Raw genomic sequence first — 17,764 nt, forward strand, 5'->3', positions numbered from 1 at the left:
CTGTGTGAGCGAGTTGGAAGGGCATGGAGACCCTTGTCCCCGACGATCTGTGGGCGGTGATCGCGCCGCTTCTGCCGCCTGAGCGTGAGAAGCCGAAAGGCGGTCGCCCGCCAGCCTCGGACCGGGCGGCGCTGGCGGGCATCATCCTTGTGCTGCGGACCGGCATGCAGTGGAAGCACCTGCCGCGTTCCGAAGTCGGCTGCAGCGGCAAGACGAGTTGGCGGCGGCTGGGAGCGTGGCAGGCGGCCGGCGTCTGGGCCGCACTCCATCGCGCGATGCTGGAGCGGCTTCAGGACGCCGACGCGCTCGACTGGTCGCGGGCCGCCCTCGACAGCGCCAGCCTACCTGCGAAAAAAGGGGCTCCGCGACGGGGCCGAACCCGACGGACCGGGGCAAGCCGGGCACGAAGCGCCACCTCGTCGTGGACGCCAACGGCACGCCGCTCGGCCTGAGACTGAGCGGCGCCAACTGCCACGATAGCCGCATGCTGGCCGCCACGCTCGATGCGGTGCCGGGCGTGCGCACCGGCCGGCGTGGTCGCCCGCGGCGCAGACCCGACAAGCTGCATGCCGACAAGGGCTACGACCATCGCCGCTGCCGGCGCGAGTGCCGAGCCCGCAGCATCACGCCTCGGATTGCCCGGCGCGGCATCGAGAGCAATCAACGGCTGGGGCGCTATCGCTGGAGTGTGGAGCGCACGCTGGCCTGGCTCGCCCGCTTCCGCCGGCTCACCATCCGCTACGAGCGCCGGGCCGATCTCCATCTCGCCTTCACCACACTCGCTTGCGCCCTCATCTGCCAAGCTCAGGCCAGACGGTTTTGTCCCTAATTCTAAGGCTGAGGCCATCTCCTGGGGCCGAGAGCAGGAACACAACATCGACTGTGGCCATCTCCGGGCAGGCAATCGGGCCGCTAAGGGTGTGACTCTCGGTGATCTCCTAAGGCGCTATGAAGCCCAGGTCATACCGAAGAAGCGAAGCAGCCGGTCAGAGCAATCACGTATCAAGACTCTCCTAGCCCATCCTATGGCTCAGGTGGCTGTCACACGTGTCACACCGGACTGGTGGCCTCCTACAGGGACCTCAGGCTTCAGGCGGTCTCAGGGGGCACGGTACGTAGGGAGCTAGGTCGTGGACTCATTCAGGTCCATGCGACGACACAGGAAACGAGCGCGACGGCGGCCAGATAGTTGCAAGACAAACGGTCATATCGGGTCGCGACGCGCCGCCAGTTTTTGAGATGGCCGAACAGGCGCTCGATCCGGTTGCGCCGCCGGTAGGCGATCCGGCTGTGCTTGTAGGGGACCGTCCGGGAGGCCGTGGACGGGATGGTGGCGATCACCTTGCGGCTCTTCAACCAATCCCTCAGGCTCTGTGCGTCGTAGGCCTTGTCGGCAATCAGGCGCTTGGGTGGTACGACGGCCTGTAACAGAGGCAACGCCATACTGATGTCGGCCACGTTGCCCGGTGTCAGGGTGAACGCAATCGGTCGGCCACGACCATCGGCCAAGCAATGGATTTTGCTCGTGAAGCCGCCGCGCGAGCGGCCGATGGCTTGGATCCAGGCCCCCCTTTTCCGCCGGATGCCGAGCGGTGTGCCTTCACGTGAGAGGCATCGAGCATCAGCTCCTCGGGGACAGGACCTGCGGCAGCGAGCCTGGCAAAAAGCCGCTGCCAGACACCGCGCTGAGACCACCTGTTGTAGCGGTTGTAGATCGTCGTGTGCGGGCCGTAGGCAGAGGGCGTGTCCTGCCAGCGGCAGCCGACCTTCAGCACATGTAGGATGCCGCTGATCACCCGCCGGTCATCGACCCGCGGCTTGCCCGGTTGACCGTGAGGCAACTGCGGTTCGATCCGCGCCCAGGCTTCGTCCGAGAGCCAGAACAGCCGTGCCATTGCGATCCTCCTACGCAGGAAGCCCCATACCCAGGAAGAAAACGCAAGAGAAAGCAATTGGTTGTATGAGTCCCCTACCTAGAGGCCACCTTCGGCGCTCTCTTGGTGCCCGCGGCGGGACTCGAACCCGCACGCCCTTAGGCCCCCGATTTTAAGTCGGGTCCGGCTACCAATTTCGGCACGCGGGCTCCCGGAAGCGTGTTTATCACACATGGAGGAGGAGGCACTATGCCCGTGACCCCGCGCGGGGACGCGTTCCAGGCCGCCGTGACCCATAAGGGCCAGCGGTACAGGCGCCAGTTCCCCACGAAGAAGGCCGCCCAGGTGTGGGAGGCCGAGAGCAAGGCGGCGCTCCTCCGCGGAGACCCCATGGATACCGGCGAGGGGGCCCGCAAGCTGGATGGTCTCCCGCACACCCTCGGGCAGCTCGTGGAGTACGTCTTCGAGACCCACTGGAAGCCCATGGCAGGGGGCGAGAAGGCCCTCGTCAACGCCCGCCTGATGGCGGCCGAGATTGGCCCCTCGATGCCCATCCACAAGATCACCTCGCACGCCATCGACAAGGCCCGCTCGAAGCTCCTGGAGAGCGGCAACGCCAAGGCCACCGTCAACCGGAAGGTGGCGGCCCTGTCCAAGATGCTGTCCGTCGCGCGGTCCCTGGGCATCATCGCCGTGGTGCCTGTGATGGAGCGCTTCAAGGAAGCCCAGCACCGCATCCGCCGGTTCACGCCGCAAGAGGAGGCGACCACGCTTCGCTACTTCGAGCAGCGGAGCAACCAGGACATGCAGGACTACGTGGCCCTGTCCCTCGATACGGGCCTTCGGCGCGGCGAGGTGCTGGGCCTCCGCTTCCACAACGTGGTGGACGGTCGGGTCCAGGTCTTCGGGACCCACGCGAAGAGCAGCAAGTCCCGTACGGTGCCCCTCACGAAGCGCGCTGCGGAGATCCTGATGCGGCGCGGTGAGGGCAAGGAAGGGCGGGACATCGTGTTCCCGAACCTCAACGAGTGGGCGGTCCGCCACCAATGGGAGCGCCTCTCCGAGACCCTCAATCTGGAGCACGACAAGCAGTTCGTCCCGCACATCATGCGTCACGAGTTCTGCTCTCGTCTCGCGGACCGCGGCCGTTCGGCCATGGAGATCATGGTCCTTGCGGGCCACTCCTCACTCTCAGTGTCGCAGCGGTACATCCACCTGAACGGGTCCAGCCTTGACAGCGCCATTGCGGCCCTTGAGGCGACCCCTCAGCCGGTCGCAGCGCCTACCGCGGACATTGCTCCGTCCTGAAGGTCTTGGCCGCCCTGGGCGTCCTCCGCGAAGGTGTGGACCTGTCGAAGGTCAACGAGCTCGTAGGCGCCTGAAGGGGGGCACCGAAAGCCGTTGTGAGGGAGTGGGTTAAGGCTCCCCTCTCGAACTGGTCGGCAGGCACGATACCCGGCTTGAAATGGGCATAGGGGCCGATGGCCGGAACGATTGCCGCCATCACGACCGAACACAGCATCAGCGCTGCGTAGAGCCGCACGAACGTCCAGAGCGTCCCAGCCGGGAGCATGCGCTCAGGACGATCACCACGACGGCGATCTGGGGACCGCTGGAATGGTAGGCCAGCGCGAGCCACCACGAGAGCGAGGGATGCGCCGCGAGGAAGGCGATGTGGGCAACCCAGTCGAATCCGAGGGCCGCTTCGACCCGGGCCAGCATCTCGTCCGCGAAGGGGAGGGCGAGGGTCGCGGTCAGGTAGTGGAGAACCGCGAGCGCCAGGGTGAAGGCGACGAGACTGGCGGATACCATCCGAGAGAGATGCGATGCTTCAGGCTGACAGAGACAAAGACAGAGACCGTGACGGGACAGAGCCTCCCGCTTCGGACGAGGGGGGCGGCGCACGGCGCAACATCGCGCCCGATGCCGTCAAGGATCCGAACGAGAAGACCGACGGGAAGCCGGGGCATCCGGGGCAGGGGGAGGAGGCCGATCCCGGCGCCGGTTGATCGCCCGGGGGAGTCAGGCGGCCGCCGAGGCCTCGACCCGGTTGCGGCCGGCTTCCTTGGCTCGATAGAGCGCCGTGTCCGCGCGCTTCAGCATGTCGGAGGGACCCTGATCGCGCGCCTCACGCTCGGCGACGCCGATGGAGACTGTGACGGCGATCGCCTTCGCGCCGCGTTCGATGGCGAAGGGCTCCCGCTCGATCCGCAGGCGGATCCGTTCGGCAACGGCGCGGGCTTCCGCGATCTCGGTGCCGGGCAGGATGATGACCACCTCCTCGCCGCCGTAGCGCGCGACGATGTCGACCTCGCGGGTGAGGGCGCGGACGCGGCCGGCAAAGGCGCGGAGCACCTCGTCGCCGGCATCGTGGCCGTAGGTATCGTTGATCGCCTTGAAGCGGTCGATGTCGAGGAGGAGGCAGGCGAGCCCGCGCTTGCGCGCCGCCGCGTCGCCGAAGACCGGGCCGAGACGGCCGTCGAGATAGCGGCGGTTGTGAAGCCCGGTCAGATCGTCGGTCACCGCGAGTTCCAGGGAGGCGGTGAGGGCGACGCGCAGGGTTTCGGAGAAGCGACGGCGGCGCACCTGGGTGCGGACTCGCGCGATCAGCTCGTTGCGGTCGATCGGTCGAAGTAAGAAGTCGTTCACGCCGAATTCGAGGCCGCGGATGACCCGCGCCCGCTCGTGCTCCTCCGCCAGCATGATCAGCGGCATGTTGCGCGTGTGGTCGAGGGAGCGGAGCTGGCCGCACAGGCGAAGGCCGTCGAACCCCGCGAGATCCAGGCTGACCAGGGCGAGTTCGAAATCGCCTTCCGTGGCGAGGGCGAGCGCCTTGCCCGGATCGGGCTCGATCACGACGTGGTGCTGGCGCGACAGCGCCTCGGACAGGCGGGAGGCCGCGCTCGGCCGGTCCTCGACGAGCAGGATGCGGGCGTTCTGGCCGTCCTCAGCGGCGGCGAGGGCGAGGGGGTCGGCCATGCCCACCGCGCGCGAGGCCAGTGCACGGCTGCGCAGTTCGTCGGTCACCGCCTTCAGCCGCACCAGGCTGCGGACCCGGGTGAAGAGGGCGGTGTCGTCGATCGGTTTGGTGAGGAAGTCGTCGGCGCCTGCCTCGAGCCCGCGGAGGCGGTCGGAGGGCTGGTCGAGGGCGGTGACGATGACCACGGGCAGATGCGCGGTGGCCGGGTTCGCCTTGAGCCGGCGGCAGACCTCGAAGCCGTCCATGCCGGGCATCATGACGTCGAGCAGGACGATGTCGCACAGGCCCTTCTCGCAGATCGCGAGGGCATCCGGGCCGTTCATCGCGGCGAGCGTTTCGAAATATTCGAGGGCGAGCTTCGTCTCGAGCAGCTTCACGTTCGGAAAGAGGTCGTCGACGATCAGGACGCGGGCAGACATATCCGATCCCTCACACCCTGGCCGCCTCGGGCAGGGCTCAGCGCTTCACGCCGTCTTCCAGGAAGCTGCGCACGGTCGACAGGAACTTCGCCACGGAGATCGGCTTCGACAGATATGCCTCGCAGCCGCCCTCTCGGATGCGCTCTTCGTCACCTTTCATCGCGAAGGCGGTGATGGCGATGACGGGGATCCCCCGCAATTCGTCGTCGTCCTTGAGCCACTTGGTGACTTCGAGGCCGGAGACTTCCGGGAGTTGGATGTCCATGAGGATCAGGTCCGGACGATGCGTCCGGGCCAGCTCGATCGCCTCGATGCCGTTGGCGGTCTTGAGGGTCGCGTAGCCGTGAGCCTCCAACAGATCGTTGAAGAGCTTCATGTTCAGCTCGTTATCCTCGACGATGAGAACCGTCTTTGTCATGACCCAAGGTTCCGGGACATAAGTGACCTCGCTCTCCTCGCACGCTGACCAAATTCCTTTTAAGTGGTACTCCTTGATGAAACGCAAATTTGATCATGGAGATGACGCGGCCGAACGCCTCGGATTAGAGGTTTTGGGCTGGCTCGCGCAGCATCCCGAGCGCCTGCATGTCTTCATGGCCGAGAGCGGGCTAACGCCCGATGCCCTGCGGGCCGCCGCGGGGGAGCCGGGTTTCCTCGGTGCGGTCCTCGACCATGTGATGCGCGACGAGCCGATGCTGCTTGCCTGCGCCCGCGACCTCGGCCTCAAGCCGGAGCGTGTCGCTGCCGCCTGGGCCCGACTCCAGCCACCGCCCTTCGACGAGGGCGGGATCTGATCCCGTTTCTGCTATCTGGGATGGGTTTGGTGGGAGGGACCTCAGCGGGCGAGCTCCCGCAAGCCCAGCCGGATCAAGGTCTTCGTCTCCGGCGTCTCGCCGGCGGCTTTGAGGGCGGCGGCGATGGCTGACGAAGCCTGCGCCTCGGCGTAGCCAAGATTGACCAGAGCGGAGATCGCATCCGCGACCGGCTGCGGCAGACCGCCACCGGTCTCCGGCCCGCGCAGGGCGGCGAGCGTGGGGTCGGCGGGAGCGAAGGCAGGCGCCTTGTCCTTCAGCTCCGCCACGAGGCGGGCGGCGAGCCGCGGCCCGACGCCGGGCGCCCGGGCAATGGCCGTGCGGTCGCCGGTCCCGATGGCCTGGGAGAGCGCGTCGGGCTCCAGCACCGAGAGGACGCCGAGCGCCACCTTGGAGCCGACCCCCTGCACGGTCTGGAGCAGCCGGAACCATTCCCGCTCGGCATCTGCGCGGAAGCCGTAGAGGCGGATCATGTCCTCCCGGACATGGGTCTCGATCGAGAGGGTCGCTGCCTCCCCGGCATTCATCCGTTGCAGGGTGCGCGCCGAGCAGTGGACCAGATAGCCGACCCCCTGCACGTCGAGGATCACGAAATCCTCCCCGAAGGAATCCACCACGCCCTTGAGCTTGCCGATCATGCGGGATCCGTACTGGCGCCGGGCTTGGTTCGCCGGCCCGAGTGCCATATCCCCGAGACGACCCGAACCGACAAGGTGAACGTATGAATCGCGCGACCGTCCTGGCACTCCTTCTCGCGACGGGGACGGCCTGGCCGGGCACGGCCGCCGCCCAGGAGCCCGCGGCCAAGAGCGCGCCGCCGGCCCCAGGCGTCTCGACGGACCCCACTCAGGTGCGGCCGGGGCGCTACCTGCTCGATCCCGACCATGCCAAGATCACCTGGTCGATCAGCCATCTCGGCTTCTCGACCTATTACGGCGCCTTCTCGGACGTGTCCGGCGAGGCGAGCCTCGATCCGAAGGATCCGGCCAAGAGCACCCTCTCCGTGCGGATCGGTACGGGGAGCGTCGGCACCCTGAACGCGCAGCTCGACGAGCACCTGAAGAAGCCGGAATTCCTCGATGTCGAAACTTTCCCGGAGGCGCGCTTCGTCGCCCGCGCGGTCGAGCCGACCGGGCCGACCACGGCCCGCGTCATCGGCGACCTGACCCTGAAGGGCGTCACGAAGCCGGTCTCCTTCGACGCCACTTTCAACCAGGCCGGCGCGCATCCGGTGGACAAGAAATACACCGTGGGCTTCGACGGCCGCGCGGTGATCAAGCGCTCGGATTTCGGCGTGAGCGCCTACCTGCCGGTGCTCGGCGACGAGGTCGCCCTGCGGCTCGAGGGCGAGTTCAAGGCGGCGGAATAGCCCGCCTCAGGCCGCCTCGGCGCGGGCGCTGCGGTCCGGGATCACGATCCGGAAGCGGGCGCCCGAGCGGGTCTCGTCGAGGCCGAGCGTGCCGCCGTTGAGGCGCACCAGCTCCGCGGCGATGGCGAGGCCGAGCCCGGTTCCGCCGGCCCGGACCGAGCCCTGGAACGGGGCGAAGAGATGCGCCTTGGCGCGCTCGGGCAGGCCGGGGCCGTTGTCCGTCACGAGGATCGTCACCCGGCCGAGCCCGCAGGGGCCTTCCCGGTGGGCGTCGATCCGCACCATCGGTTCGACGGCGGCGTCCGGGCAGGTCGCCAGGGCCTGCACCGCGTTGCGCACGAGATTGGTCAGGGCGCGCTGGAGCTGCTCCGGATCCGCATCGATCTCGAGATCGCTCGAAGCCTGCACGCGCACATGGGTGCGGGTGCCCGGGGCAAGCTCGGACAGGTCCGTGAGCTCCGTGAGGATCGGCTTGAGCTTCACCAGACGGCGCTGGGCGTTCGCTTCCGTCGCCCGCCCATAGGCCAGGGTCGCCTCGCAGAAGCGGATCGCCCGGTCGAGGGTGGCGACGAGCCGGGGCGCCACGCGCTGCACGATCGGATCGGCCACGCCTTCCAGGCGGTCCCCCAGAAGCTGCGCGGTGGTGAGCAGGTTGCGCAGCTCGTGATTGATCTTGCTCACCGAGAGGCCGAGTTCGGCGAGCCGCCGCTTCTGGCGCAGCTCGTCCGAGAGCGCCGTCTCCATCCGCGCGAGTGCCGTCTCGGCATGGCCGATCTCGTCCGTGCGCCGCGTCGGCCGGATCACTTTCTCCGCGCTCTCGGGATCGTCGGCGAACTCGGTGATGTTGCGTACGAGGCGCCGTACCGGCCGCACGATGAAGAATTGCAGCGTCACGAAGACGAGGCCGGCGGCGGCCGCGGCGATGACGAGAGAGGAGAGAAGCAGCCGGATCGAGAAGTCGATCATCGCCTCCCGCAGGGGCGCCTCGTCGAGCAGGATCTCGACGAGGTCGAAGCCGTCGCGCCCTTTGCCCACCACCCGGATCGGCGCGTCGGACGGCGCGACGAAGGTGCGCCAAGCCCCGCGGATCGCCTCGATCCAGTCGTAGTGGCGCAGGTCGACCATGTCCGCGACTTCGTCGGGGACGGTCTCCAGGGTGACGAGCTGGCGGGTTTCCTTGTCGCGCACGGCGATGGCGCGGGCGTTCACGCCGGTCAGCAGGCGTCGGGCGAGATCCTCGGTGACATGGCCGTCCGGCGCCGCGTCGAGCACCAGGGCGGCAACCTGGGCGGCGGCGATCCGGTCGGAGAGCCAGGAGCGGCGGTAATTGGCCACCGCCGGCACGTAGATCAGGATTTCGGCGATGGCGACGAAGGCGACGGTGAGCAGGAACAGGCGACCGGACAGCCCGAGTTGGCGCCCGAAGAACGCCGACAGGCGTTTCCCGGGCGTGGGCCGTTTGGTCGTGTCGCTTGCCGACGCAACCGTCTGGCTGCCTGCCATCTCCATGGTTCCGCTTTGCGTTTCCCCCGCTCGTTCCCCGGGACGGCCGTTCATGGGCGAATGCCGTCTTCTCTTGCTTCTCTTGCCGACGCCAGATTCCGACGCCGCGTCGGCTGGCAGCATCATTGCGCGCAATCGTTAATCCGGTCGCGTCCGTCGCTCAAGCTGCCGCCTGATTCCGACCGAAAAGAGAGCGAGAAGCGCGAGGCCGACCAGCGAAGCGATCGTGGTCGGCGTGATCAGCCCGTGCAGATCGATCGCCTCCTCGCAATTCGTGCCGTTGGTGGCGAGGCAGAGCGCCTTGGCGTGGGCATGAGCGGCGGCGAGGTCGTTCACGCCCGCGCCGAGGCTGGCATAGATGAAGGCGCCGGGGAGCAACCCCAGGAAGGTGGCGAGGACGAAGGTGCGCAGGCGCACACCGAAGGCCGCCGGCACCAGATTCGTCATCCAGAACGGGAAGATCGGCAGGAGCCGAAGGAAGGCGACGTAGCCGAAGGCATCCCGCCGGAAGCCCTCGGCGAAACGGCCCAGCCAGGAGCCGGCCCGGCGCAGGATCAGGTCCCGGGCGGCGTAGCGGCCGATCGAGAAGACGATCATGGCACCCGTGGTGGCCGAGCAGACGGCCGTGAGCGCGCCCGTCAGGGTCCCGAACAGGAAGCCGTAGATCATCGTCAGCACGAGGCTCGCCGGCACCGAGACGATGACGGCGGAGACGTAGACCAGCACGGCGACGGCGAGCGCGCGCGGCCGGTTCTGCGCCACGCTGTCGTGGAGCCAGTCCCGGGAGGCGAGCAGCCTGTCGAGGCTGATCTCGCGCCAGATCCCGGAGACGAGCACCACCAGCGTCAGGCAGACGAGGGCGGCGAAGGGCAGGATCCGCAGCCAGAGGCCGCCGCGGGGTGCCGGCATGGTGGGAGGGGGGGTCACCCCGGCTTGCGCATCCGCAGGATCTTGAAAAAGCCGCCGGGGAAGGTCGGTGCCACACCGACGAATTCGACGCCGTTCGCCCGGGCCCAGGCCTCGATCCGCGTCGACTTGAAGGCGGAGGACCAGCCGATCTTCGTACAGAGTGGGGCGACGATCTCCTCGACCCGGGCCACCGGCCCGTCGGTCTGCCCGAAATGGTTGGCGAGCACGATGCCTCCGCCCGGCCGTACCACACGCAGGAACTCGGACAGGGCCGCCTCGGGATCGGGCACGAGGGTGATCAGGAACTGCGCCACCACCGCGTCGAAGGTGTTGTCGGCATAGCCGAGGCGGCAGACATCCATCACCTGCAGGCCGTGGACATGGGAGAGCCCGCGGCGGCGCACCTTGGCGCGGGCGCGCTTCAGCATGTCCTCCGAGAGATCGACCCCGCAGACGAAGCTGCCCTTGGGGTAGTAGCCGAGCGACAGGCCGGTGCCGACGCCGGCCTCCAGCACGCGCGGCCCGTGGGCCACGGCGGCGTTCACCGCGGCGCGGGCCGCGGGCTCCGTCAGCTTGTCGTAGACCACGTCGTAGACCGGCGCCCAACGGGCGTAGGCCTTGCGCATCAGCGCCGTGCTCGGCCCCGCCTCCCGCATCGGCTCGCTCAGCATCGCGTCGTCGGTCCTCGTCTGGAATGTCGAAAGGGTTCGGGTCTCAACGCGTCAGGCGGCCTGGGCCGTGCCCGCCGGCACGCTGTCCACCCGCCGGATGGTACCGCCGCCCAGAACCTGGGCGCGCGAATCCTCGTCGGCGTAGATCACGCAGGCCTGACCGGGAGACACACCATCTTCAGGCGTCACCAGTGTGACTTCCGCATATCCCCGCTGCGCGTTCCAGCTCAGATGGGCGGGTCGCGGCTCGCGGGTGGAGCGCACGCGGACGGCGACCGGCAGGCCGTCGAGGTCCTGGAGCGGGCCGGCGCCGAGCCAGTTCACGTCGTCCAGGCGGATCCGGCTCGTGGCCAGAGCCGAGCGGGGGCCGACCACGACGCGGGCGCTTTCGGGCTCGAGCCGCACCACGTAGAGCGGCTCGCCGACCGAGAGCCGCAGTCCGCGCCGCTGACCGACCGTATAGTGCACGATGCCCTCGTGGGTGCCGAGCGCACGCCCGTCGAGATCGACGATCTCCCCCGCCCGGGTCGCCTCCGGGCGCAGCTTGGCGATCACGTCGGCGTAGCGCCCCTGTGGCACGAAGCAGATGTCCTGGCTGTCCGGCTTCTCGGCCACGGCGAGGCCGAGGTCGCGCGCGAGCCGGCGTGTCTCGTCCTTGGGCAGTTCGCCCAAGGGGAAGCGCAGGTAGTCGAGCTGCTCCGGCGTCGTGGCATAGAGGAAGTAGCTCTGGTCGCGGCCGGGATCGAGGGCGCGGTAGAGCGCGCGCCGCCCGTTCGGCCCGGGCCGGCTCGCCACGTAATGGCCGGTGGCGAGGGCCTCGGCCCCGAGGTCGCGGGCCATGCCGAGCAGGTCGCGGAACTTCACGGAGCGGTTGCACTCGACGCAGGGGATCGGCGTCTCCCCGGCGAGGTAGCTCTCGGCGAAGCGGTCTATCACCGATTCCCGGAAACGGTCCTCGTAATCGAGCACGTAATGCGGGATGCCCAGCGTCTCCGCCACGCGCTTGGCGTCGTGGATGTCGCGGCCGGCGCAGCAGGCACCCTTCCGGTGCGTGGCGGCGCCGTGGTCGTAGAGCTGCAGCGTGATGCCGATGACGTCATAGCCCTCGCGCTTCAGGAGCCCGGCCACGACGGAAGAATCGACGCCGCCGGACATGGCGACGACGACGCGCGTCTCGTGCGGGGGCTTCGGGAGATCGAGGGAGTTCATCGATGAATGGGCGGCGCCTGCCGCGCCGGTTCGAGGCCGCGAGGGAACGGTTGTTCGGATTGAGGCTATAGCGATCCGGCTCTTCAAATTCCAGGGATCGGCTGCGCGACCCGGGTTTCGCGTCCGGCGCGGCGGCTTTGCAAGGACGGCCCGCCCCTCTATCAGGGCACAGCTTTCCGCAACGGGCGCTTGCCGGGAGCGCGCCGCGACGCCTTCACGCCGGAGACGGGAGCCCGATGCGGGAACCGAACGCGATCGATTTCTGGCGCGGCTTCGCGCTGATCACGATCTTCATCAACCACATTCCCGGCAACACCTTCCAGCACTACACCTTCTCGCAATACGGCATCTCGGATGCCGCGGAGCTGTTCGTGTTCCTGGCTGGCTGGTCGATCGGCCTGGCCACGCGGGGGCGCGACGGCACGCCCGAGCCGGCGATGCGCAGCGTGTTGCGCATGCTCTCGCGCACCATCGAGGTCTACCGGGCGCAGATCACCATCATCACCCTCGGGCTCGCCATGATCGCGGGCGCGGCGCTTGCCCTCGACAACCCGCTGATCCTCGAATGGCACAATGCCGGTGTGCTGTTCGCCGACCCGATTCAGACCATCGTCGGCGTGGTGCTGCTGACGCACCAGCTCGGTTTCTTCAACATCCTGCCCCTCTACGTGGTGCTGCTCGCCATGTCGCCGGGCATGGTGATCATGTCGCGTTTCAGCCGCTGGGCGGTGCTGGGCCTGTCCTTCGCCCTTTACCTGACGAGTCTGATCTTCGACTGGAACCTGCCCTCCTGGCCGGGGGAGGGGGCCTGGTTCTTCGATCCGCTCTGCTGGCAATTGCTGCTGGTGCTCGGCTTCTTTCTGCAGGACGCGACCCGGCGCTCGGCCCGGCTGCGCCTGTGGTTCCGCCGGCTGATGCCGCTCGGCGCCGTCATCGTGGCGATCGGAGTCGTGCTCTCGGTCTACGAGCTCCGGCCGGACCCCCTGCTCGTGCCCGAGCCGCGCCTGCTCTTCGTGTTCGACAAGACCTATCTGACCCCGGCACGCCTCGTTCATTTCTGCGGAGTACTCCTCTGCTTCCAGGCGGTGTATGCTTGGATCCTTCCCTGGATCGGGCCGCTGGCGCGGTTCCTCTCGGGGTTGGGGCGCAACTCGCTCGCCGTGTTCTCGATGGGCTCGCTCTTCAGCCTGGGAGCGCAGTTCGTCCGGTTCCAGACGGGGGGCGGCTTCCTGGTCGATGTATGCGTGGTCGGGTTCGGCCTGTTCGGTCTGGGTTTCACCTCATGGTTCGTCGAGTGGCGTTCCCGAAAGCCGAAGGTGGCCCCGGCGCCATGAGGGGCCGGCTGCGCCCGTCCGCCCTCGCCGGCCTGCTTCTCCTCGTCGCCGCGCCGCTGGCGGCGGAGACGGCGCCGGCGGTGGTCTCGCCGCCCCAGCCCGTCCCCGCCGCGCCGGGATCCAGCGTCGAGGCGGTCGATCCGAGCCTGTCGCCGGAATGCCGGGTGCCTGGCTCGAAGCTCTACACCCTCGCCAAGCTTTCCGCGGTGAAGGTGGCCCTGAAGCAGAAGCGGCCGATCAGCGTCCTCTCCATCGGCTCCTCCTCCGCCGGCATGGGCGCGGCGGCGACCTATCCGGTGAGGCTGGAGACGGCGCTGGAGCGCTCGTTGCCAGATGTGGACATCGAGGTCGATTCCCGCGGGCTCTCAGGGGAGATCACCAGCGGAGCCGGGGAGCGCTTGCGCTCCATCGTGGCCGAGACCGAGCCCGACCTCGTGGTCTGGCAGGTGGGCACCAACGACGCCCTCGCTCGGGTCGATCTCGACGCCTTCGGCGAGGCGCTCGACGACACCGTGAAGTGGATCAAGTCGCACCACATCGACATCGTGCTGATCGACCCGCTCTTCACCCAGAGCCTCGCCGAGGACGCCTATTACAACGACATGGTCGCCAAGGTTCGCGAGATCGCGAGCCGCGAGGCGGTGCCGCTGGTGCATCGCTACGAGGCGATGCGCTACCTCTCCACCACCGGCGGCCGCTACGAGACCCACATGCTCGGGCCGCAATTCCGGCTGAGCGATCTCGGCTTCCGCTGCATGGCCGAACACGTGACCCGGGCAATCACCCTGTCGCTTCTCAAATCCGATCCGGCCGCGACCGGCACCGCCGGGACGGCCCCGCAGGGCGCGCTGCCTCCGGGTAAGGCGACCTCCTCGGGCAACTGAGCCGATTTAACCTTGCCGAAACGCGCGCCGCGTAACCTGAGGGTCGCGGCGCGCTTCCGCCCGCGGCAGGCGGAACCCCGATGGCGGCCGGTTCGTCCCTCGATGCGGCCCTCGGCCGGCTGAAGGCGGCCCGCTCCGGCGCCGGTGCCTCGGCTTTGGGGGTCTTCGCCGTGCGCATCGCCGCGGCGGGCTTCGCCTATGTCGCCCAGGTGCTGATGGCCCGAATGATGGGCAGCACCGAGTACGGCATCTTCGCGACCGTTTGGGTCTGGGTCGCCATCCTCGGTCATACCGCCACCCTCGGCCTGTCGCAGGGGGCTTGCCGCTTCCTGCCGGCGGCCCAGGAGACGGGGCGCCTCGACGAGATGCGCGGCTTCCTGGCCGGAGGTGCCGCCGCCAGCGTCCTCGGCGGCCTCGCCCTTGCCGGTCTCGGATGGCTCTGCCTGTGCCTGGAAGGCGGGCTTCTCGCGGACCCCTACGGCACACCGATCCTGCTTGGGGCGCTGGCGCTCCCGCTCTTCGCCCTGCAGGATTATCTCGAAGGCGTGGCGCGCAGCCAGAACTGGGCGGTGCTCGCGATCGCGCCGCCCTACCTGCTGCGCCAAGGCCTGATCATGGCCTTCATGATCGCCGCGGTGCTCGGCGGAGCCCCGGCCGAGGCCTGGGTCGCCGTCGCCTGCACCCTGCTCGCCACGGGCCTGTCGGCGATACTCCAGGCCATCCTGCTCGCCGCGCGCCTGCGCACCGTGCTGCCGAAAGGAGAGAGGCGGATGCGCTGGCGGCCCTGGCTCGCCGCCTGCCTGCCGATCGCAGGGGGCGACCTCGCCACGGCCGCCTTCGGCTTCATCGACGTGGTGGTGCTCGGCTTCCTGATGCCGCCGGCGAGCGTCGGCTTCTATTTCGCGGCCACGCGCATCCAGCAATTCACGGTCTTCGTGCATTACGCCGCCTCCGCGGCTACGGCCCAGCGCTTCGCCGCCGCCCGCGCACGGGGCGACGAGGCGGCGCTTCTGGCGCTGGTGCGGGGCCAGGCCCTTTGGACCTCCCTCGCGACCGCCGTCATTGCCGCCGGGACCGTGGTGGCGGCTCCGCTGCTGCTCGGCCTGTTCGGTCCCGAATTCCGCGAGGCGTTGCCGCTCGTCGCGATCCTGGTTGCCGGCAGCGTCGGGGCCAGCCTGTTCGGTCCGGGGGAGGACCTTTTGAACATGCTCGGGGGCGAGCGCCTTTGCGCCGGCATCACGGTCGCGGCGCTCGTCCTCGGCGTCCTTCTGACCCTCACCTTCGTGCCCCTGCTCGGCCTTCTGGGCGTGGCCCTGGCCATGGCGTCGGCGACCGTCTTGCGGGCGGCCGGCATGGCGCTCGGCGCCCGCGCCATCCATGGCCTATCCACGAGCGCCTTCACCCATTTGCGAAAGCCCGCCTGCCCATGACGGCGATCCTGTCCCGGTTCCGCGCCGGTTCCGTCTCCCGTCCTGCTTCCGCACGGATCGAGATCGTCACGGCGGAAGTGCTCGCTGCCGGTGGCCGCGACTGGGACGCCTTGTCCGAGCGGGCCGCCGATCCGCATCCGCATTTCAGCCGCCATGTCGTCGAGGCGCATCGCGCCCACGGCCTTGCTCCGCGTGACCTCGGCCTCGTCACCGTGCGCCACGGCGACCGCCTCGACGCGGTGCTGCCCTTCACCCGCGGGCTCGACATCACCGGTTTCGGCCGGGCCGTCGCCAAGCCGTTCCTCTCTCCTTTCGTCACCTCGACGGCGCCCCTCGTGGCCGAAGGCCCCGAATTCGCCGAGACCATGCTGCTCCTCACGGAGGGACTGGCGCAGGCCTCGGGCGGTCGCGCCTGGCGCTGGCCGCTCCTGTCAACGCAGGCCCGGGTCGGAGCGGCCCTGCTCGCGGCCATGCGGGCCGAGGGCTGGAGCTTCGCCGAGGTCGAGAGCTTCGAACGCCCGGTCCTGGAACGCCGGCCCGACCATGACGCCTTCCTCGACGGGCATCCCCACAAGAATCGCCTGAAGGATCTGCGCCGCCGCCGGCGTCGCCTGGAAGAGACGGGGCGCCTCACCATCGAGACGGCGCGCGAGGGCGGAGCTCTGGCTGAGGCGGTGGAAGCCTTCCTTGCCCTCGAAGCGGCGGGCTGGAAGGGGGAGGCCGGCACAGCCCTGCGCTCGCGCCCGCGCACCGAAGCGTTTGCCCGCAGCCTGTTCGCGGCGACCGGTGGCCCCATCGGCATCCGTGCCGATACCTTCGCCCTGGACGGGCGGCCGCTGGCGATCAGCCTCGCCCTCATCGCGGGCCGCAACGCGGCCCTGCTCAAGACCGCCTATGACGAGGGCGAGCGCCAAGCGGCGCCCGGATTGCTCCTCGAAGCGGAGATCGTGCGCGCCCTGCACGAGACCGCCTTCGCCGACCGCCTCGATTCGGCGACCCTGCCAGGCTCGGCCCTCGAAAGCCTCTACCGGGAACGCGAGATCGTCGCCGAGATCGTCGCGGTGCCGCCCGGCGGCGACGGGCTCGTGAGCCTGGAGCGCCGGGTCAGGCTCGCCCGTTTCGAGCACGCGGCGAAGGCCGAGGCGAAGCGCCTCCTGCGCCGCGGCTGAGCCCGCGCCCCTCGGCCCGCGTCGCGAACAGGGTCGCGCCCCCGACCAGCCCGAGGACCGCTGCGAGGCCGAGCTTCAACCAGCGCGGATCGGCCGCCGCGACCCGGTTCGCGGAGCGGTCGTCGAAGCGGCCATGGGCGCCGGGATCGGTGTCGACCGGCTCGTAGAGGTTGTCGGGACGTTGCTTCATGGCTTCCTCGCTCGTCATCTCGCCGCGAAAGCCATGGGTTGCGAGATAGCGGTCGATCAGGCCCGGGGCGATCATGTTGCCGAGGATCGCCTTCCAGCTCGCGCCGCCGATCCAGAGTTCGCGCGGCGCTTCGAAAGCGGCGCGGATGATCTGTTCGGCGACTGCCTCCGGCTGGAAGATCGGCGGCACCGGCTCGAGCTTTCGCGGCAGGCGCGAGCGGGCCCAGTCGAATTGCGGGGTGTTGACCGCCGGCAATTGCACCATGGTCAGCCGCACGGCGCTGCCCTCATGCAGGAGCTCGGTGCGCAGGGAATCCACGAAGCCGCGGACCGCCGCCTTGGCCGCGCAATAGGCCGATTGCAGGGGGATGGAGCGGTAGGCCAGGGCCGAACCGATATAGACGATGGTGCCGCGTTTCGCTGGCAGCATGTGGCGCAGAGCGGCCTGGGTGCCGTGGACCTGGCCGAGATAGGTCACCTCGGTCACCCTGGCGAATTCCTCCGGGCCCATGTCGCGCACCTCGGCATAGACCGTGAGCATGGCGTTGTTCACCCAGACATCGATGCCGCCGAAGACCTCCGCCGTCTCGTCCGCAGCCTGGCGCATGGCATCCGCATCCGCGACGTCGGCGCAGAAGGCGAGCGCCCGGCCGCCGAGCCGCTCGATGGCGCGCACGGTGCCATGCAGGCCCTTCTCGCCGCGGGCGATCACCGCCACGTTCCAGCCGCGTCTCGCGAAGGCCTCGGCCACCGCCCGGCCGACCCCGGCCGTTCCGCCTGTCACCACCACGCTACCTGTTCGCCCGCGCGTCATCGTCCATCCCGTCATGGTTGAGCCGGGACAACGTTCCCGTGGGCGAGTCGATGCTCCCGGGTTCTTTCTTCGCGAGGCGGTGCCCTGCGTTGCCAGCGAAGGGGCGCCCCGCCTATAAGGCTGCCTCCTTAGAAACATCGCCGCGGGCGTCGAGGATCGGGCCTCCCGAGCCCTCCGCCACGGCACGGGGAAAGCGCC

Annotated in this window: 18 protein-coding genes, 1 tRNA gene and 1 pseudogene; 9 read left to right on the forward strand and 11 right to left on the reverse strand. The window is 69.0% G+C overall.

The genetic code is table 11. From position 1 onward, the window contains the following. Window positions 1–23: 23 nt before the first annotated feature. A protein-coding gene (locus tag MMB17_RS12750; protein ID WP_241099007.1) for an IS5 family transposase occupies window positions 24–829 on the forward strand; the annotation gives its coding sequence in 2 pieces (ribosomal slippage) (window positions 24–351 and window positions 351–829; 807 coding nt in all). A 311-nt stretch (window positions 830–1,140) separates the two neighbouring features. Here the strand turns inward: MMB17_RS12750 and MMB17_RS12755 are convergent. Both MMB17_RS12755 and MMB17_RS12760 read right to left on the reverse strand, forming a co-directional pair. Continuing rightward, window positions 1,141–1,895 (reverse strand): annotated as a pseudogene (locus MMB17_RS12755) (IS5 family transposase). Between the two features lie 103 nt (window positions 1,896–1,998). Continuing rightward, window positions 1,999–2,083 (reverse strand) — tRNA-Leu (locus MMB17_RS12760). A 40-nt stretch (window positions 2,084–2,123) separates the two neighbouring features. On the opposite strand from MMB17_RS12760, the gene MMB17_RS12765 reads away from it, so the two are divergent. After that, window positions 2,124–3,182: a tyrosine-type recombinase/integrase gene (locus tag MMB17_RS12765; RefSeq protein ID WP_241099009.1), complete on the forward strand. Its 1,059-nt coding sequence runs from the start codon at window positions 2,124–2,126 to the stop codon at window positions 3,180–3,182. A 213-nt stretch (window positions 3,183–3,395) separates the two neighbouring features. Here the strand turns inward: MMB17_RS12765 and MMB17_RS12770 are convergent, their stop codons facing one another. Next, window positions 3,396–3,686: a phosphatase PAP2 family protein gene (locus MMB17_RS12770; RefSeq protein ID WP_338041739.1), complete on the reverse strand. Its 291-nt coding sequence runs from the start codon at window positions 3,684–3,686 to the stop codon at window positions 3,396–3,398. A gap of 14 nt (window positions 3,687–3,700) precedes the next feature. Between MMB17_RS12770 and MMB17_RS25410 the strand changes: the two genes are divergently transcribed. Continuing rightward, a complete protein-coding gene (locus MMB17_RS25410; RefSeq protein ID WP_420847261.1) occupies window positions 3,701–3,883 on the forward strand; it encodes a hypothetical protein in 183 nt (60 codons plus the stop codon). Between the two features lie 13 nt (window positions 3,884–3,896). On the opposite strand, the gene MMB17_RS12775 is transcribed toward MMB17_RS25410, so the two are convergent. Next, window positions 3,897–5,273: a PleD family two-component system response regulator gene (locus tag MMB17_RS12775; RefSeq protein ID WP_241099010.1), complete on the reverse strand. Its 1,377-nt coding sequence runs from the start codon at window positions 5,271–5,273 to the stop codon at window positions 3,897–3,899. A gap of 37 nt (window positions 5,274–5,310) precedes the next feature. Then, on the reverse strand, window positions 5,311–5,691 hold the full coding sequence (locus MMB17_RS12780; protein WP_238312295.1) for a response regulator: 381 nt from the start codon (window positions 5,689–5,691) through the stop codon (window positions 5,311–5,313). A gap of 133 nt (window positions 5,692–5,824) precedes the next feature. Here MMB17_RS12780 and MMB17_RS12785 point away from each other — a divergent pair, with 133 nt between their 5' ends. Beyond that, entirely contained in the window at window positions 5,825–6,067 is a 243-nt protein-coding gene (locus MMB17_RS12785) for a DUF3572 domain-containing protein (protein WP_420847262.1), read from the forward strand. Between the two features lie 41 nt (window positions 6,068–6,108). Here MMB17_RS12785 and ruvA read toward each other — a convergent pair whose 3' ends face one another. After that, window positions 6,109–6,723 (reverse strand): Holliday junction branch migration protein RuvA, encoded by a 615-nt coding sequence (ruvA, locus tag MMB17_RS12790; protein WP_241099011.1) that lies wholly within the window; start codon window positions 6,721–6,723, stop codon window positions 6,109–6,111. 83 nt (window positions 6,724–6,806) lie between these two features. On the opposite strand from ruvA, the gene MMB17_RS12795 reads away from it, so the two are divergent. Continuing rightward, entirely contained in the window at window positions 6,807–7,454 is a 648-nt protein-coding gene (locus MMB17_RS12795; RefSeq protein ID WP_241099012.1) for a YceI family protein, read from the forward strand. 6 nt (window positions 7,455–7,460) lie between these two features. On the opposite strand, the gene MMB17_RS12800 is transcribed toward MMB17_RS12795, so the two are convergent. From MMB17_RS12800 to mnmA, 4 genes are all read right to left on the reverse strand, one after another. After that, the gene (locus MMB17_RS12800; RefSeq protein WP_241099013.1) at window positions 7,461–8,957 is read right to left on the reverse strand and encodes a sensor histidine kinase; all 1,497 of its coding nucleotides are present in this window, start codon (window positions 8,955–8,957) and stop codon (window positions 7,461–7,463) included. Window positions 8,958–9,095: 138 nt separating this feature from the next. Further along, the gene (locus MMB17_RS12805) at window positions 9,096–9,866 is read right to left on the reverse strand and encodes a TVP38/TMEM64 family protein (protein ID WP_241102186.1); all 771 of its coding nucleotides are present in this window, start codon (window positions 9,864–9,866) and stop codon (window positions 9,096–9,098) included. A 14-nt stretch (window positions 9,867–9,880) separates the two neighbouring features. Beyond that, window positions 9,881–10,537, reverse strand: a complete 657-nt coding sequence (locus tag MMB17_RS12810; protein ID WP_238312289.1) for a methyltransferase domain-containing protein — start codon at window positions 10,535–10,537, stop codon at window positions 9,881–9,883. Between the two features lie 51 nt (window positions 10,538–10,588). Further along, window positions 10,589–11,746 (reverse strand): tRNA 2-thiouridine(34) synthase MnmA, encoded by a 1,158-nt coding sequence (gene mnmA / locus MMB17_RS12815; RefSeq protein WP_241099014.1) that lies wholly within the window; start codon window positions 11,744–11,746, stop codon window positions 10,589–10,591. 236 nt (window positions 11,747–11,982) lie between these two features. On the opposite strand from mnmA, the gene MMB17_RS12820 reads away from it, so the two are divergent. The 4 genes from MMB17_RS12820 (at window position 11,983) to MMB17_RS12835 (ending at window position 16,563) form a co-directional block, all read left to right on the forward strand. Continuing rightward, the gene (locus MMB17_RS12820; protein WP_241099015.1) at window positions 11,983–13,080 is read left to right on the forward strand and encodes an OpgC family protein; all 1,098 of its coding nucleotides are present in this window, start codon (window positions 11,983–11,985) and stop codon (window positions 13,078–13,080) included. After that, window positions 13,041–13,964 carry an SGNH/GDSL hydrolase family protein gene (locus MMB17_RS12825; protein ID WP_420847263.1) on the forward strand — a complete coding sequence of 308 codons (924 nt, stop codon included), beginning with the start codon at window positions 13,041–13,043 and terminating at the stop codon, window positions 13,962–13,964. The genes MMB17_RS12820 and MMB17_RS12825 overlap by 40 nt, the downstream gene beginning before the upstream one ends. Before the next feature lie 80 nt (window positions 13,965–14,044). Further along, window positions 14,045–15,394, forward strand: coding sequence for a lipopolysaccharide biosynthesis protein (locus tag MMB17_RS12830; RefSeq protein ID WP_241099017.1), 1,350 nt, complete (start codon window positions 14,045–14,047; stop codon window positions 15,392–15,394). Next, complete coding sequence (locus MMB17_RS12835) at window positions 15,391–16,563, forward strand: GNAT family N-acetyltransferase (protein ID WP_241099018.1); 1,173 nt, start codon at window positions 15,391–15,393, stop codon at window positions 16,561–16,563. The genes MMB17_RS12830 and MMB17_RS12835 overlap by 4 nt, the downstream gene beginning before the upstream one ends. On the opposite strand, the gene MMB17_RS12840 is transcribed toward MMB17_RS12835, so the two are convergent. Further along, window positions 16,499–17,566, reverse strand: coding sequence for an SDR family oxidoreductase (locus MMB17_RS12840; protein WP_241099019.1), 1,068 nt, complete (start codon window positions 17,564–17,566; stop codon window positions 16,499–16,501). The genes MMB17_RS12835 and MMB17_RS12840 overlap by 65 nt on opposite strands. Between the last annotated feature and the right edge of the window lie 198 nt (window positions 17,567–17,764).

The sequence above is a fragment of the Methylobacterium organophilum genome (assembly GCF_022533465.1).
GTDB classification, from domain to species: domain Bacteria; phylum Pseudomonadota; class Alphaproteobacteria; order Rhizobiales; family Beijerinckiaceae; genus Methylobacterium; species Methylobacterium organophilum.

Bases quoted from the DNA above. Each gene is read 5' to 3' on its own strand.
- MMB17_RS12820 (WP_241099015.1), top strand. From the start codon at position 11,983: ATGCGGGAACCGAACGCGATCGATTTCTGGCGCGGCTTCGCGCTGATC.
- MMB17_RS25410 (WP_420847261.1), top strand. From the start codon at position 3,701: ATGCTTCAGGCTGACAGAGACAAAGACAGAGACCGTGACGGGACAGAG.
- MMB17_RS12810 (WP_238312289.1), bottom strand. From the start codon at position 10,537: ATGCTGAGCGAGCCGATGCGGGAGGCGGGGCCGAGCACGGCGCTGATG.
- MMB17_RS12775 (WP_241099010.1), bottom strand. From the start codon at position 5,273: ATGTCTGCCCGCGTCCTGATCGTCGACGACCTCTTTCCGAACGTGAAG.
- MMB17_RS12770 (WP_338041739.1), bottom strand. From the start codon at position 3,686: ATGGTATCCGCCAGTCTCGTCGCCTTCACCCTGGCGCTCGCGGTTCTC.
- MMB17_RS12805 (WP_241102186.1), bottom strand. From the start codon at position 9,866: ATGCCGGCACCCCGCGGCGGCCTCTGGCTGCGGATCCTGCCCTTCGCC.
- ruvA (WP_241099011.1), bottom strand. From the start codon at position 6,723: ATGATCGGCAAGCTCAAGGGCGTGGTGGATTCCTTCGGGGAGGATTTC.
- MMB17_RS12780 (WP_238312295.1), bottom strand. From the start codon at position 5,691: ATGACAAAGACGGTTCTCATCGTCGAGGATAACGAGCTGAACATGAAG.
- MMB17_RS12795 (WP_241099012.1), top strand. From the start codon at position 6,807: ATGAATCGCGCGACCGTCCTGGCACTCCTTCTCGCGACGGGGACGGCC.
- MMB17_RS12800 (WP_241099013.1), bottom strand. From the start codon at position 8,957: ATGGCAGGCAGCCAGACGGTTGCGTCGGCAAGCGACACGACCAAACGG.
- MMB17_RS12840 (WP_241099019.1), bottom strand. From the start codon at position 17,566: ATGACGCGCGGGCGAACAGGTAGCGTGGTGGTGACAGGCGGAACGGCC.
- MMB17_RS12765 (WP_241099009.1), top strand. From the start codon at position 2,124: ATGCCCGTGACCCCGCGCGGGGACGCGTTCCAGGCCGCCGTGACCCAT.
- mnmA (WP_241099014.1), bottom strand. From the start codon at position 11,746: ATGAACTCCCTCGATCTCCCGAAGCCCCCGCACGAGACGCGCGTCGTC.
- MMB17_RS12835 (WP_241099018.1), top strand. From the start codon at position 15,391: ATGACGGCGATCCTGTCCCGGTTCCGCGCCGGTTCCGTCTCCCGTCCT.
- MMB17_RS12830 (WP_241099017.1), top strand. From the start codon at position 14,045: ATGGCGGCCGGTTCGTCCCTCGATGCGGCCCTCGGCCGGCTGAAGGCG.